This is a genomic window from Sphingobium sp. Leaf26, from assembly GCF_001421665.1.
GTDB lineage: Bacteria > Pseudomonadota > Alphaproteobacteria > Sphingomonadales > Sphingomonadaceae > Sphingobium.
Map to the genome: position 1 here is coordinate 65,151 of NZ_LMKV01000033.1, position 15,042 is coordinate 80,192.

The window sequence follows — 15,042 nt, forward strand, 5'->3', positions numbered from 1 at the left end:
AAAATTCTGTCAGAAGGCATTTTACTGTTTGCAGAATCGCAATCGGCTGCTAACAGCCCGCCACGCCGGAGCGCACAGCCGCCCCAGCATGGACGCATAGCTCAGTTGGTAGAGCAGCTGACTCTTAATCAGCGGGTCCTTGGTTCGAGCCCAAGTGCGTCCACCATATTCCCTCTTATATCGCTCATCGCCCTTGAATTCATTCGGTGGGGAAATTCGCACATGCGTGTGGATGCTTAAACCGTCATTCAGACAGCCCAGCCTAAAACGGCATGCGGCAGAAGGGCCAATGCCCTCGCCATGAGACAGGGACCAACGGTAAGCTTTATGAATGCACTCACATCGACTTCCGGAATTTTCCTTCTGGCAGCCCTTTGCACCTCGGTCACGCCTGCTGTAGCGCAGACAGGGGATGCGACAAAGGGCAAGGCCGTGTTCGCGCGGTGCGCACTCTGCCACGATGTAAAGGCCGGCCCAAAGAAGATGGGCCCTTCGCTTGCCGGTCTGTTCGGTCGGACGTCCGGAACCATGACCGGCTTTACCTATTCTCCAGCCATGCAGAAGGCGAAGATCAAGTGGGACGCCAAGAGCCTGGATGCTTTTCTGACCAAGCCGACCGCTTTGGTGCCAGCCAATCGCATGGCCTTTGCCGGCTTGCCCAATGCCACTGATCGCGCCAACCTGATCGCCTATCTGGCGACTGCCACCAAATAAAGCGGGATCAGATCCCGCCCGCCGTAACGACCCGGCCGCCGCGTTCCAGCGCGGCACCGAGGTCGGCGGCGCAGGTGGCGAGCATCACCGCATCGGTCGAACGAATCACGAAATTGGCGCCGGTGCGGCCTTCGCGGAAAAAGGGATAGCTGCCGATCTGGCAGCCTTCATAGGCCCGCTCGGTGGCGGCCAGCAGGTCGGCAATCTCGCTTTCCGCGACCCAGCAACCGATCGTTACCGACTGAAGCGGCAAGCCGCCTTCCAGCTTGCCGGTCAGGCTGTCGAGCATTCCAGCGGTGATGGAGGGCACCCCGGCCATGATGAAGATGTTGCCATGGCGGATGCCGGGAGCACCGGACATGCGATTTTCGATGAGTTCGGCCCCCGCCGGGACGCGCGCCATGCGCAGCCGCGCCTCGGTCAGGCCGCCGCGCGTCTCGTAATAGCCTGACAGAATCGCGCGCGCGCCTTCGTGAATTTCTACGCTCACGTCCAGCGCCGCCGCGATGGCATCGACGGTGATATCATCATGGGTGGGGCCGATGCCGCCGGTAGTGAAGAGATAGTCATTGCGGCTACGCAGCGCATTCACCGCTTCGACAATAGCGTCCTGGACGTCCGGCACCACGCGTACTTCACGAAGGCGAATGCCCTGTACCCCCAGCCAAATCCCGATCTGGCTGACATTCCTGTCCTGGGTGCGGCCAGAAAGGATTTCATCGCCGATGACGATCAGCGCTGCGGTCCAGATGCGGGTGGGATCGGCCATGGCCAGCCCATAGCCTGCCCCATCCGCCCTGCCTAGCCGCCCTCTCGCATTATCCCGTCTCTGCGCCTATAAATGCACCATGACCGAATATATGACGATGACGGCAGACACGCCGACCACCCGCTCGACCGCGATCAAGCTGTATGACGAATCCGGCTTTGCCGGCATGCGCAAGGCGGGGCGCCTCGCTGCCGAGATACTGGACGCGCTGGTGCCGCATGTGGTGCCGGGCGTGACCACGGGTGAACTGGACGATATCGTCCGACGCATGACGCTGGATGGCGGCGGCGTGCCGGCAACACTGGGATATCGCGGTTATACCCATAGCTGCTGCATTTCGCTCAACAATGTCATCTGCCATGGTATTCCGGGCGACTACAGGCTGAAGGACGGCGATATCCTGAATATCGACGTCACGCCGCTGGTCGACGGCTGGCATGGCGATACCAGTCGGATGTTCATTGTCGGCGAAGCCGCGATCAAGGCTCGTCGCCTGGTCGAGATTACCTATGAATGTCTGATGCTGGGCATCGAGAAAGCCAGGCCCGGCAACCATCTGGGCGACATCGGCGATGTCATTCAGCGTCATGCCGAAAAGCATCGCTATGGCGTAGTGCGCGATTTCTGCGGCCATGGCCTGGGACAGGTCTTTCATGACAGTCCGGAGGTCGTGCATATCGGCCGCCCCGGTACTGGCCCCGAATTGCGCCCCGGCATGTTCTTCACCATCGAACCGATGATCAACATCGGCAAGCCGGGCGTGAAGATGCTGGACGACGGCTGGACCGCCGTGACGCGCGATCGTACCCTTTCCGCCCAGTTTGAACATAGCATCGGCATCACGGAAACCGGCTGCGAGATTTTCACCAAAAGTCCCGCCGGTTTCGATTGCCCGCCTTATTCGCTCTGATCATCGGATTGCTGCCCAAAAAACAGGCATTCCGTCATGATATTGCCCGTAATCCGGGCAATATGGACAAAGATTGCTGCATCGCCGAAAGCATGTTCTAGCGATTCGCCATTTGGCACGGTAATTGATTGTTAAGGGGAACGGCGCCTGCCTTTGGGGGGCATGACGGTCGTTCCTTGAAGGAGAGAGGAATGCAGGTCGCGCCTGCATTCCGAACGTGCGTCATGGGTTGGGATTACGAGTGATGAAAAAGATCGAAGCCATCATCAAACCGTTCAAGCTGGACGAGGTGAAGGAAGCGCTCCACGAAGTGGGCGTATCCGGCATCACCGTCACCGAAGCCAAGGGCTTTGGCCGCCAGAAAGGCCATACCGAACTCTATCGCGGCGCCGAATATGTCGTCGACTTCCTGCCCAAGGTGAAACTGGAAGTCGTGGTCGATGACGCCATGGCCGAGCGCGTGGTGGAAGCGATCAGTTCAGCCGCCCAGACCGGCCGAATCGGCGACGGCAAGATTTTCATTTCGGCGATCGAAGGCGCCGTGCGCATCCGCACCGGCGAACGGGACAGCGACGCCATCTGATTTTTAAAGGGTTCTCGCCGGCTTGCAGGGGGGAAGACCTCCAGGAGCCTTGGCGGACGCATATCAACCTACCCCTTCGGGGGGGTATTATGAAAGAAGGGCAAGTTCACATGGCCAACACGCCAAAAGACATCCTGAAGATGATCGAGGAAAAGGAGATCGAATGGGTCGATGTCCGTTTTACCGATCCCAAGGGCAAGTGGCAGCACCTGACCATGGTGTCGAGCGTGCTGGGCGAAGATGAACTGACCGATGGCCTGATGTTCGACGGTTCGTCGATCGAAGGCTGGAAGGCGATCAACGAATCGGACATGATCCTGAAGCCCGACCTGGACGCCGTCTATGTCGATCCGTTCAGCGCCACCCCGATGCTGATCCTGTTCTGCGACATCGTCGAGCCGGACACCGGCGAACTGTACAGCCGCGATCCGCGTTCGACCGCGAAGCGTGCCGAAGCCTTCGTCAAGTCGGCCGGTTTCGGCGACACCGTCTATGTCGGCCCGGAAGCCGAATTCTTCATGTTCGACGACGTTCGCTTCGAGAATGACTACTCGCAGAGCTACTTCAAGATCGACGATATCGAGCTGCCGACCAACACCGGCAAGGAATATGAAGGTGGCAACCTGGGCCACCGCCCGCGCGCCAAGGGTGGTTACTTCCCCGTCGCGCCTGTCGATCCCGCGACGGACATCCGCGCCGAAATGGTCTCGACCATGCTGGAAATGGGCCTGCCCTGCGACAAGCATCACCATGAAGTCGCTGCCGCGCAGCACGAACTGGGCCTGACGTTCGGTACGCTGGTGCAGACCGCCGACCGTATGCAAATCTATAAGTATGTCGTGTGGAACGTCGCCCAGGCCTATGGCAAGACCGCGACTTTCATGCCCAAGCCGATCGCGCAGGACAATGGTTCGGGTATGCATACCCACATGTCGATCTGGGACGGCGGCAAGCCGCTGTTCGCCGGTGACGGCTATGCCGGCCTGTCCGATATGTGCCTTTACTTCATCGGCGGCGTCATCAAGCATGCCAAGGCTCTGAACGCCTTCACCAACCCGACCACCAACAGCTACAAGCGTCTGGTGCCAGGCTTCGAAGCACCGGTTCTGCTGGCCTATTCGGCACGCAACCGCTCGGCATCCTGCCGTATTCCCTACGGTGCGGGGACAAAGGCGAAGCGCGTCGAGTTCCGTTTCCCCGATGCGATGGCCAATCCCTATCTTTGCTATTCGGCGCTGCTGATGGCGGGGCTGGACGGCATCGAGAACAAGATCCATCCGGGTGCTGCGATGGACAAGAACCTGTACGACCTGCCACCAGAAGAGCTGAGCCAGGTGCCGACCGTATGCGCATCGCTGCGTGAAGCGCTGAACAGCCTGGAAGCCGATTACGAGTTCCTGCTGAAGGGCGACGTGTTCACCAAGGATCAGATCGACGCCTATATCGAGCTGAAATGGCCCGAAGTATATCGCTGGGAAATGGCGCCTTCGCCGGTCGAATTCGACATGTACTACAGCAGCTGATCCGTCGATCAGGACTGAATTCGGGGAGGTCCGGTCGCAGCGATGCGGCCGGGCCTTTTCCTTTGGCCATTCAACGCCCACATGTGCCAGATGACACTCGCCTCGCTTGGCCTCACCCATCCCATCATCCAGGCGCCCATGGCCGGCGTGTCGACTCCGACCATGGCAGCAGCAGTGAGTGAGGCGGGTGGATTGGGATCGATCGGCGTAGGGGCTGTGGATGCGGCTGGCGCGCGCGCGATGATCGACGCAGTACGGGCGCGGACTAATCGTCCGTTCAACGTCAACCTGTTCGTCCACGCGCCTGCCCGGCCGAAGCCGGAGGTGGAAAGGCGCTGGATCGAGGCGCTGGCACCGCTCTTTGAACGTCACGGCGCTACGCCGCCATCGGCATTGCGGGAGATCTATCGCAGCTTCGCGCAGGATGATGCGATGCTGCACATGCTGGTCGAAATGCGGCCGGCGGTGGTCAGCTTCCATTTCGGGCTGCCAGACGCCGCGGCGATCGCTGCCTTGAAAGCGGCGGGCTGCCTGCTTCTGGCCAGCGCGACCAATCTGGACGAAGCGGTCGCGGCCAAGGCGGCCGGTATCGACGCCGTGGTGGCGCAGGGGATAGAGGCTGGCGGGCATCGCGGCATGTTCGATCCCGATGCGCCGGATGCGGAATTGGGCGTGCTATCCCTGACCCGCCTGCTTGTGGCCCAGGCCGGCGTGCCGATCATCGCAGCAGGCGGGATCATGGATGGGCGGGGTATCAGGGCAGCGCTGGATTTGGGAGCAGCCGCAGCGCAGTTGGGCACCGCCTTCATCGCCTGCCCGGAAAGCAGTACGGACGATGCCTATCGCGCAGCCCTGTTCGGCCCGGCCGCCTATCACACAGCGTTGACGCGGGCGATATCCGGCCGCCCGGCTCGCTGCCTGCCCAATCACTTTACCCAATGGGGTATGGAGGCCGGCCTGCCCATTCCAGACTATCCGATCGCATATGACGCCGGGAAAGCGCTCAATCAGGCGGCCAAGACGGCAGGCGAAGGCGGTTATGGCGCGCAATGGGCAGGACAGGGTGCGCCGTTGGCCCGCGCGTTGCCAGCGGCCTATCTGATGAAACTGCTGGTCGCGGAAATGCAGGGAACCGGCGGTTGACGCCGACGGGCCTGCGACAGCGAGTTGGACAGTTATTTGGCGCGTTTACGGCCGGCGATCCGGGATAGATGCACCGAACAGCAACACCGGCTCACCCGGCGGCGACAGGGCGATCTCACCGCCGCATTCCAACACCATCTGGCGAACCATCCATGCCGCAGCGGTACGCGACGCCAGACCTTCGATCGGCAGGGTACCGGCCAGCGCGCCGCGCAGGTCGGGATCGAGCACGACCTTTGGCCCTTCACCGCGCACGACGATCTCGGTCAGGCCCGGCCGCTTTTCCGCACCGATGTCAAGCTGGCCGCCACGCACCAGCGCATCACCGGCGATCAGCGCCAGGTTGAGCAGTATCTTGGCCGCCAGCTTGTCGAGCATCTGTTCTTCGACCAGCCAGCCGACCTTCACGCGGCCGGCTGTCGCGAACATGCCTTCGATCGCGACCTTAGCCTCATGCGGCGGAACGGCATCACCGAAGCCACCGGCGGACCCGAAGGCGAGGCGGAAGAATTTGAGCTTGTTGGCCGAGGTTTTGGCGCTGTCAGCCAACAGGTCCAGGCAGCGCTGACGCATTTCCGGATCGGTTTCGTCCGCCATCAGTTCCAGCCCGTTGTTGAGCGCACCGACCGGGCTGAGCAAATCATGGCACAGACGCGAGCAAAGCAGGCTGGCAAATTCGATACTGTCGGTCGGATGGGTCATGCGGATCAGGGTCGCCGGATTAGGAGGAAAGGAAGCGCTCATCTGGCTAATGCGCTGCACGGACGCCTGATGCAAGCCCGGCTTGCCGCCTTTAGATCACCGACTGTCGAGACGGATTTTGGTGAATTGGATGTTAACCGCCGTGCCCGGCCCGGCGCGCCACAAAGTCGCCTCTCCGGCCCCGACGATCAGCCATAAACTCCCGTCCGGCGTCGCGCAGGCTGCGTCCGTTGGGGACGGAGCGGCTACACCCGACGGATGGGAATGATAATGGCCGATGATCGCACGCCCTCCCGAACGCGCGGTACGATGCGCGGCGATCAGCGCTGCCGGGTCCAGTTCGAAGTGGCGCGTGGGATCGGCGGCAACATTGGCGGCCGGGATGATCGCCTCTATCCGATCCGGGGTGCCGAGCAGCAGGCCGCACACCTCAAAGGCGTCCGCCGCGGCCAGGGCCACGATTTGTTCCAACAACGATCTTGAAATTCCTACAATCATTCCTACATCCGTAACCAATGGTTCCGGGGGTTTCCATCATCGAAGCGATTATCAGTCAGGCGCAGGCCGGCCTGCGGCTTGACCGTGCGCTGGCGGACCTGTTGCCAGACCTGTCGCGCGAGCGGCTGAAGAGCCTGATCGGCGAGGGACAGGTGGCGTCGCCCGACGTCTCGAAGATCAATGCGTCCATGAAGGTTGCCGTTGGCCAGAGCTTTACCGTCACCCTGCCCGCGCCCGTGCCCCTGGATACGGTGGCGCAGGACATTCCGCTGACCATCGTGCATGAGGATGCCGACCTGATCGTGGTGGACAAGCCGGCGGGGCTGGTGGTGCATCCGGCAGCGGGCAATCTGGACGGGACGCTGGTCAACGCGCTGCTGCATCATTGTCAGGGGCAGCTATCTGGCATTGGCGGCGTGGCCCGGCCGGGCATCGTCCATCGCATCGACAAGGATACGTCCGGCCTGCTGGTCGTCGCCAAGTCCGACAAGGCGCATGAAGGGCTGGCACGCCAGTTCAAGGATCACAGCATCGAACGGCTCTACGCCGCGATCGTCTATGGCGTGCCGGTTCCCGGTACCGGCACGGTCGATGCCTGGGTGGGCCGGTCCGACGCTGATCGAAAGAAGATGGCGGTTCATCGGGAAGGCCGGGGCAAACATGCCGTGACCCATTATCGCATGGTGGAACGGTTGAAGGGCGCGGCGATGGTCGAATGTCGACTGGAAACCGGCCGTACACACCAGGTTCGCGTCCATATGCACCATATCGGCCACCCCTTGATCGGTGATCCGGTTTACGGTAGAGAAAGAAAAGGTTTCAAATCAATACTGGAAACGCTGGGTTTCAAAAGGCAGGCATTGCACGCCAAAAGCCTGGGGTTCATACATCCGGTAACGAGCGAACGGCTTATGTTTCAAAGTGTATTGCCTGGCGATATGCAGGAACTGTTAAGCCAGCTCCACGTATAGGTTCTGACAAGTTTGCGACGGCGCAGGACGCCTCTTCTGGGTTCCGCCGCGCATGAAAGGGAAAGGTAACGACATGGCCAAGAGCAATGTCCCTGCGGTGCCAGCGCTAGGCGGTGAAGCCAGCCTCAACCGCTATCTCTCGGAGATACGGAAGTTCCCCCTGTTGACGCCAGAGCAGGAATATATGCTCGCCAAGCGTTACGAGGAGCATCAGGATCCTGACGCGGCCGCCCAACTGGTCACGTCGCATCTGCGCCTGGTGGCGAAGATCGCGATGGGCTATCGCGGCTATGGCCTGCCGGTCAGCGAGCTGATTTCCGAAGGCAATATCGGCCTGATGCAGGGCGTGAAGAAGTTCGAGGCGGAACGCGGCTTCCGTCTGGCGACCTACGCCATGTGGTGGATACGCGCTTCTATCCAGGAATTCATCCTGCGTAGCTGGTCGCTGGTCAAGATGGGCACCACCGCGTCGCAGAAGAAGCTGTTCTTCAACCTGCGCCGGATGAAGAATAACATCGAAGCGTTCGAGGATGGCGATCTGCGTCCCGAGGACGTGACCAAGATTGCGACCCATCTGGGTGTGTCCGAAGATGACGTCGTGTCCATGAACCGCCGCATGGCGATGGGGGGCGATACGTCGCTCAACGTGCCGATGCGGGAAGATGGCGAAGGCCAGTGGCAGGATTGGTTGCAGGACAATGATCCGCTTCAGGACGAGCGCGTGGCTGAGGAGCAGGAAAAGACCCAGCGTCACGAAATGCTGGTCGAGGCGATGACCGATCTCAATGATCGTGAAAAGCATATCCTGGCCGAACGTCGTCTGGCCGAAGAGCCAAAGACGCTGGAGGAACTGAGCCAGGTCTATGGCGTGTCGCGCGAGCGCGTGCGCCAGATCGAGGTACGCGCCTTCGAGAAGCTGCAAAAGGCGATGATGCGCATTGCCGGCGACAAGCTGGGTAAGATGGCGCGGTTTGCGCTGGCCTGATCGGTCCGACATGACAACAAAATAGCCCCGGAGCGATCCGGGGCTTTTTTGTTGTCACGGTTCGCGGGTGACGATTGGTCAACAGGAGTGATCGTTCTCAAACGTAGCGGCAGGGTGTCCGTCCCCTTCCCTTGCACCACAATCAAGATGCAGGCGCGCTTCGCCGGTCAGTTGCCGCCCCACGGCTGCGTGGGGCCGGATGGACGGTACTGGCTCTGATCGAACCCTGTCAGAAGCCGTCGCTCTTAGAGCCACTGCTCCATCGCGAGACTATCGCTTCCGTAGGGTTCAGCATCGGTCAGCGCGGTAAAGCCATTTCGTGTCCAAAAGGCGTCTGCCCCATTGACGGCGGTGAGTGCGATCCGCACATAGCCCGCCCTTCGCGCCTGATCCTGCACAATCCCGATCGCGGCCTGAGCCGCGCCACTGCCTCGCGCATCGGGTAGCAGGGCGAGATCATGCAGATAATAATGATCGGCGGGTTCGGGCAACGCCTGGATCGGACGGTTCAATGGCGGCGGTCGCCGGCCCGCCCAAGGGTGGCTGATCAGATAGCCTATCGCCTGGCCATCCCGTTCCAGCAGCCAGCAACCCGCTGGATAGAGTTGCAGGCGCTCGACATAGACGGCCGCCTGTTCGGTATAATCGCCATGAACAGCATCAGAGATCGCGGCGACGGCAGGAATGTCCGCCGCAACCATGGGACGCCAATCACTCATGCCGGAACGTTCAGGGCGCGGCGGGCGGCGGCGAGTATCTCTTCGGACAGTGCCGGATCGGCGACGCCCCGTGCTAATAGCATGGCACCGACCATCTGCGCCATGCGCGCCAGCGCTTCCTGCCGGTCCATGTCCGAGCCCTCCTGTTGCAGGATGGCGGTGAGTTCCTCAAACCCCTGACGGAAGGCGCCCGCAAGATCGCCGCCGCGCCTGGCGGCATCCGACCCCAGAGCGATCAGCACGCAACCGGTTTCCGGGGCATCGCGGTTGCGGGCGCTGAGATAGTGTGCGGCGATGGCGGTGGGAGCATCGCGTTCCCCCACCTCCGCCTCAGCCACGATGCTGCGCCAGCGGACGGCGCTGTTGACGAGCGAGGCGGCGCAGGCTTCGGCGACCAGTGCGTCCTTTGATCCGAACTGATTATAGAATCCACCGTGGGTGAGGCCACATTCGCGCATCACCTCGCCTATGCCGACGCCATCCACGCCACGCGCCCGGAACAGACGAGACGCTGTCTCGACCACTTTCTCCCGATTACGTGCGGCCTGATCGCGGCTGACCTTCATATCCGGCTCTCCTGCATTGGCCTCTTGACCTTATATATGATGTTCATCATTTAACGCCAGTCCGATTGTCGCCCGAACGGGAGAAGTTGATGCTGTCGACTCATGTTGCACGCCGCCTGTCCGTGCGGAATATCCATTATGGCTGGGCGGTGGTCGGCGCGACATTCCTGACCATGCTGGTCGTGGCGGGCGCGGTAGGAGCGCCGGGCGTATTCATCATACCGTTGCAGAAAGAGTTTGGCTGGAGCGCAGCGGATATCAGCGGCGCGCTGGCGATCCGTTTCTTGCTGTTCGGCGGCATGGGACCATTTGCGGCAGCGTTCATGAACCGCTTTGGCGTGCGGCGGATGATGCTGATTTCGCTATCCATCGTGATCGGCGGCCTGCTGCTGTCGCTCGGCATGACGGAACTATGGCAGTTGGTGCTGCTGTGGGGCGTGGTGATCGGCTTGGGCACCGGCATGACGGCGATGGTGCTGGGCGCGACGGTGGCGACACGCTGGTTCGGGCAGCGGCGCGGGCTGGTGATGGGATTGCTGTCGGCCAGTACCGCGACCGGGCAACTGGTGTTCCTGCCGCTGCTGGCCGGGTTGACGGAAACGCATGGCTGGCGCACCGCGCTGCTGCTGGTGTGCGGGGCGATCATGGTGGCCGGTATTGCGGTCATCCTGCTGATGCGGGATCGGCCGGCGGACCTTGGTCTGGCGCCTTATGGCGAAAGCGAGGTTCAGGCGGCCCCGCCCCAGCCCGGCAGTCTGGCCGCGTTGCTGGTCATGCCGATCCATGTGCTGCGGGATGCGGCGCGGGTACCGACCTTCTGGATTCTCTTCTTTTCCTTCTTCATCTGCGGCGCCAGCACCAATGGCCTGATCCAGACGCATTTCATCGCCATGTGCGGCGATTATGGGCTGGCGGCAGTAGGCGCGGCGTCGATGCTGGCGATGATGGGCTTTTTCGACTTTTTCGGTACGCTGGGATCGGGTTGGCTGAGCGACCGGTTCGACAATCGCTGGCTGTTGTTCGTCTATTATGGCCTGCGGGGCCTCTCCCTCCTTTATCTGCCGTTCAGCGACTTTTCGCTCTACAGCCTGTCGCTCTTCGCGGTCTTCTACGGCCTCGACTGGATCGCGACGGTGCCGCCGACGCTGAAGCTGACGGCGCAGCGTTTCGGGCCTGAGCGGGCCAATATCGTCTTCGGCTGGATCTTCGCCGGGCACCAGTTGGGCGCGGCGAGTGCGGCGCTGGGCGGCGGTCTGGCGCGGACGGCCTGGGCCAGTTATATGCCCGCCTTTATCGGCGCGGGCATCCTCTGCCTGATCGGGGCGGCGATGGTGCTGCTGATCAATCGCGATCAGCGACGCGGGACGCTCGCGACCGCTTGATACGGGCAAGGCGGGCGCGCTACCAACGGGCGCATGAAAGCACCCACTGCATCGCCCCGCCGCCGCGCCCGCTGGATCATGATCCCGGTCAGGATATTGCTCGGTTTCATCGCCCTGTCGCTGCTGATAGTGGTGATCTATCGCTTCGTGCCGCCGCCGGTGACGCTGACGATGCTGTTCGACCCCAATGGCATCACCAAGGACTGGACTTCGCTGGACGAGATCGACCCGGACATGGCGCGGGCGGCGATCGCTGGCGAGGATGGCAAATTCTGTAGCCATCACGGTTTTGACGTGGACGCGATCGCCAAGGCGGCGATCCATAACGCCAGTGGCGGACGCATTCGCGGCGGATCGACCATCAGCCAGCAGACGGCGAAGAATGTCTTCCTGTGGCAGGGCGGCGGTTTCGTGCGCAAGGGGCTGGAGGCATGGTTCACCGTCCTGATCGAGGCGATCTGGGGAAAGACGCGGATCATGGAAGTCTATCTGAACGTCGCGGAGACGGGGATCGGCACCTATGGCGTGGAGGCCGGGTCGATCCGGTATTTCCATCATGGCGCGGGCAGGATGAACCGGGCCGAGGCGGGACGGATTGCCGCCGTGCTGCCGCTGCCCAAGAAGCGGGCTGCGGTGGCGCCGAGTGGCTTTACCCGGCGCTATGGCAACACGATCGCGGCGCGGATCGGCGTGGTTCAGCGGGACGGGCTGGATAGCTGCCTGCGCTGAACCGCCGCTTAACTTCGCACATTTCCCGCAGATTTTGACATGAAGTTGCGTCGGCCTGATCCTATCGGACAGTGCCGGTGCCGAGCATAGGCCGGTTCGCGCGAATAGGACAGCGGGACGGCGAGCACGCAAAAAGGGCGGGGATTGCTCCCCGCCCTTTTCTGTTCGCGATGTGGATCGAGCTTAGAAGCCGATGATGAGCGAGGCGCTGATCGCGCGCGGCGAACCGAAGTTCACGAAGGCCGACGAGGAACTGGCCAACGTGTCCAGACCGCCACTGAACGAGCCGACATAGAATTTGTCGAACAGGTTGCTGACGTTTAGCTGGATCGCACCCTTTTCCATGCCGAGGCTGGCGAGCGAGTAGCGCAGGTCGATGTCGACGACGGTGTAGGCACCGAACTTGGCGCCGGGCGCGATGATCTTGGTAGTGCCATCGGTCAGCGTGACCGACTGCACTTCGCCGTTGATGTCGTTCATGTAGCGCGAACTGGTCTTCTTGGCCTGAACGCCCATGGTGAAGTCACCAAAGTTGCCCTGGAGGCGACCACCGAACAGATATTTCGGTGCGCTGCGCTCACGCTTGCCGCCAGTGCGCAGATACGCAACGCCGTCCTGGATGTAGCACAGGCCGGCCAGCGCGATGTCGCTGGCGGCGGCGCAACTGCCGGTCACTGCGTCATTCTGGATTTCCGACTTGATGTAGGAACCGAACAGATAGGCCGTCACTTCCTTGATCGGGCTGTACGAGATGCTGCTGTCGATGCCGTACTTCTTCACCGGACCCAGGTTGGTGTCCGTGCCGTTGCCGTCGATGTCATAGGCGGTGACGAGGCGGTTCTTATATTTGGAATACCAGCCAGTGACGGCAGCCTGCACCTTCGACGAGGTGTAGCGGATGCTGGCGTCGAAGCTGTCCGAGGTCTCGGCGACACGGTAGGCCGAGTCGCTGTCCGCCGGGAACACGAAGGCGTTGTAGAGCGCGTCGGTGCTGGGCACCGAGATGTTCTTGGCATAGCTGCCCGCGATGCTGATTTCCGGCGTGATCTTGAAGGTCGCGCCTACGTTGGGCAGGAACTTGTCGTACTTCAGCTTACGCGCCTGCGGCAGAGCCGAACCGGTCGCCTTGCCCGTGGTCGCGTCATAGCTGTACGGGTGCGTTGCGATATAGTCTGCAACCTGATCGGTGGGCACGCAGTTGACGAAGCCACCCGAGCTGGTGGTGAAGCAATTCTGGTTCAGCTCGCGCTTGAAGAAAGGCAGACGGCCACCGATGAGCACGGTCAGTTGATCTTCGAAGAATTGGCCACGATATTCGCCAGCGATCTGATTGAGTTCTGCGATCGATTTGCGGTCACGCTTTTGCAGGACATTGCCGGCGGCATCGGTGATCGGATCGTTGATCGGGAACACGTCGAACGGTGTGCCGCCCTGATCCAGGAAGCCGGCAGCGCCGGTCTGGCGGTGACGGGCGCGATCGTAGCTGTACGACAGGCGAACCCGGTGGGCGTCGCTGATTTCGTAGGCAAGGTTCGCGATACCGACCCAGCGGCGGGTGTTGGTCTGGCTGGGCTGAAGCACGGTGACACGACCGAGCACACCGTCGCCGTTCAGGTCGCGACCGAAGTAGAAGCTGCCATTATAGTTGCCGGTACCGGTAAACCCGGTCGCATCGGTGAAGGAGGTTTCATTGGCGCTGGTGGTGCCGCCGCCATTGGCCTTCACCCACTGATAAGCGCCATCGACCGAGAAGGTCAGACGTTCGGTCAGCGTGAACTTCGAGTTCAGGCGGACATTGCCGGTGTTGGACGGATTGAAGCGACGCTCGAACTCGGTGCCGCAGGTGTTGGGCGTGCTGGTTTCGCTGACATTGCAGGGATAGCCGCCGCCGGTAGCCGTGCTGCCGATATTGTAGAAACGGCCCGACTTGTCGCCGGTAATCGCGTTGGCGCGCAGCGGCGAGCCACCAAAGTTGTTGCGATTCTGGTTGTAGTGACCCGACAGCGCGATGAAATCGCCGTTGTCGCCGATGTCCTGCCAGATCTTGGCGTTATACTGCTGCTTCGACACCTTGCCATAGTTGGCGAAGGCGGCGTCGTTGCGCAGGCGCGAGGCCGAGAACCAGGCCTTGGTGCCATGACCGGTCAGGTCACCGGTGTTGACGACGCCGAACATACGGAAATAGGGGCGATCGCCCGCGCCGTCGGCAAGGATGTTGCCGTAGCTGACGCTGGCCAGGACGCCATATTCGTCACTCGGCTCCATCGTCTTGATGTTGACGGTGCCGCCAACCGCTGCGGCCGTCGGGCTGTCGACGTCGGTCGACCCGAGGTTGACGTTGACGTTCTCGATGAGTTCGCCATCGACCTGCTGGTTGGTGTAGACGGCATAGTTGCCCGAGTCATTCAACGGGATGCCGTCAAAGGTCTGCGAGATACGATCCGAACTGAAACCGCGGATGGTGAAGCTGCCGCCCGATGAACCCCAGGGGTCATTGTTGGTGAAGCTGACGCCCGGTACAAGGTTGATGATTTCGTTGATGGTCTGGCCGGGGCGCTGAGCCTGGATGATTTCCTGACCCAGTACCACCTTCGCCTTGGGTGAGTCAGGGATCTTGATGCCGCCGACGCCCTGGCTGACGGTTGCGCCGGTCACGACGATGGTGTCGAAATCATCCGAACCGGTCGACTGCGCGAATGCAATGGCGGGGCTGGCGACGGCGATGATCGCGGCGCTGCCCATCAGAAATTTCTTCATTTGACCCTTGTCCCTTTTCAAGAGTGGCGCGAGCCACACCTCTTAAAACTGTCTGCTCTTTCAAGCCGGCGCCGCTCTTGGCGGCCTCTGG

Annotated in this window: 15 protein-coding genes and 1 tRNA gene; 10 read left to right on the forward strand and 6 right to left on the reverse strand. The window is 61.6% G+C overall.

Features of this window, described 5'->3' with window-relative positions; all coding sequences use genetic code 11:
• Positions 1–90: 90 nt before the first annotated feature.
• A tRNA-Lys gene (locus ASE85_RS21615) sits at positions 91–166 on the forward strand.
• Between the two features lie 161 nt (positions 167–327).
• Positions 328–714, forward strand: a complete 387-nt coding sequence (locus ASE85_RS21620; RefSeq protein WP_082462973.1) for a c-type cytochrome — start codon at positions 328–330, stop codon at positions 712–714.
• Between the two features lie 7 nt (positions 715–721).
• Here the strand turns inward: ASE85_RS21620 and ASE85_RS21625 are convergent, their stop codons facing one another.
• On the reverse strand, positions 722–1,483 hold the full coding sequence (locus tag ASE85_RS21625; protein WP_056693859.1) for a competence/damage-inducible protein A: 762 nt from the start codon (positions 1,481–1,483) through the stop codon (positions 722–724).
• Positions 1,484–1,562: 79 nt separating this feature from the next.
• Between ASE85_RS21625 and map the strand changes: the two genes are divergently transcribed.
• The 4 genes from map to ASE85_RS21645 all read left to right on the forward strand — a co-directional run bounded on the left by map (position 1,563) and on the right by ASE85_RS21645 (position 5,642).
• Complete coding sequence (map, locus tag ASE85_RS21630) at positions 1,563–2,393, forward strand: type I methionyl aminopeptidase (protein ID WP_056693863.1); 831 nt, start codon at positions 1,563–1,565, stop codon at positions 2,391–2,393.
• A 244-nt stretch (positions 2,394–2,637) separates the two neighbouring features.
• A complete protein-coding gene (locus tag ASE85_RS21635) occupies positions 2,638–2,976 on the forward strand; it encodes a P-II family nitrogen regulator (RefSeq protein WP_056693865.1) in 339 nt (112 codons plus the stop codon).
• Positions 2,977–3,086: 110 nt separating this feature from the next.
• A complete protein-coding gene (gene glnA, locus ASE85_RS21640) occupies positions 3,087–4,499 on the forward strand; it encodes a type I glutamate--ammonia ligase (RefSeq protein ID WP_056693867.1) in 1,413 nt (470 codons plus the stop codon).
• A gap of 81 nt (positions 4,500–4,580) precedes the next feature.
• The gene (locus tag ASE85_RS21645) at positions 4,581–5,642 is read left to right on the forward strand and encodes an NAD(P)H-dependent flavin oxidoreductase (protein ID WP_443018565.1); all 1,062 of its coding nucleotides are present in this window, start codon (positions 4,581–4,583) and stop codon (positions 5,640–5,642) included.
• A 45-nt stretch (positions 5,643–5,687) separates the two neighbouring features.
• Here ASE85_RS21645 and ASE85_RS21650 read toward each other — a convergent pair whose 3' ends face one another.
• Complete coding sequence (locus ASE85_RS21650; RefSeq protein ID WP_056693872.1) at positions 5,688–6,344, reverse strand: histidine phosphotransferase family protein; 657 nt, start codon at positions 6,342–6,344, stop codon at positions 5,688–5,690.
• Between the two features lie 96 nt (positions 6,345–6,440).
• Complete coding sequence (locus ASE85_RS21655) at positions 6,441–6,842, reverse strand: M67 family metallopeptidase (protein ID WP_056693876.1); 402 nt, start codon at positions 6,840–6,842, stop codon at positions 6,441–6,443.
• 17 nt (positions 6,843–6,859) lie between these two features.
• Here ASE85_RS21655 and ASE85_RS21660 point away from each other — a divergent pair, with 17 nt between their 5' ends.
• Together ASE85_RS21660 and rpoH are read left to right on the forward strand one after the other, a co-directional pair.
• Entirely contained in the window at positions 6,860–7,813 is a 954-nt protein-coding gene (locus ASE85_RS21660; RefSeq protein WP_056693879.1) for an RluA family pseudouridine synthase, read from the forward strand.
• A 73-nt stretch (positions 7,814–7,886) separates the two neighbouring features.
• Entirely contained in the window at positions 7,887–8,798 is a 912-nt protein-coding gene (rpoH, locus tag ASE85_RS21665) for an RNA polymerase sigma factor RpoH (RefSeq protein WP_056693882.1), read from the forward strand.
• Positions 8,799–9,043: 245 nt separating this feature from the next.
• Here the strand turns inward: rpoH and ASE85_RS21670 are convergent, their stop codons facing one another.
• Positions 9,044–9,517, reverse strand: coding sequence for a GNAT family N-acetyltransferase (locus tag ASE85_RS21670; RefSeq protein WP_056693885.1), 474 nt, complete (start codon positions 9,515–9,517; stop codon positions 9,044–9,046).
• Positions 9,514–10,083, reverse strand: coding sequence for a TetR/AcrR family transcriptional regulator (locus ASE85_RS21675; protein WP_056693888.1), 570 nt, complete (start codon positions 10,081–10,083; stop codon positions 9,514–9,516). Before ASE85_RS21675 ends, ASE85_RS21670 begins: the two co-directional genes overlap by 4 nt.
• Positions 10,084–10,172: 89 nt before the next feature.
• Between ASE85_RS21675 and ASE85_RS21680 the strand changes: the two genes are divergently transcribed.
• Both ASE85_RS21680 and mtgA read left to right on the forward strand, forming a co-directional pair.
• Positions 10,173–11,465, forward strand: coding sequence for an MFS transporter (locus ASE85_RS21680; protein WP_056694169.1), 1,293 nt, complete (start codon positions 10,173–10,175; stop codon positions 11,463–11,465).
• 33 nt (positions 11,466–11,498) lie between these two features.
• The gene (gene mtgA / locus ASE85_RS21685) at positions 11,499–12,194 is read left to right on the forward strand and encodes a monofunctional biosynthetic peptidoglycan transglycosylase (RefSeq protein WP_056693892.1); all 696 of its coding nucleotides are present in this window, start codon (positions 11,499–11,501) and stop codon (positions 12,192–12,194) included.
• Between the two features lie 183 nt (positions 12,195–12,377).
• Here mtgA and ASE85_RS21690 read toward each other — a convergent pair whose 3' ends face one another.
• A complete protein-coding gene (locus ASE85_RS21690) occupies positions 12,378–14,951 on the reverse strand; it encodes a TonB-dependent receptor (RefSeq protein WP_056693894.1) in 2,574 nt (857 codons plus the stop codon).
• Between the last annotated feature and the right edge of the window lie 91 nt (positions 14,952–15,042).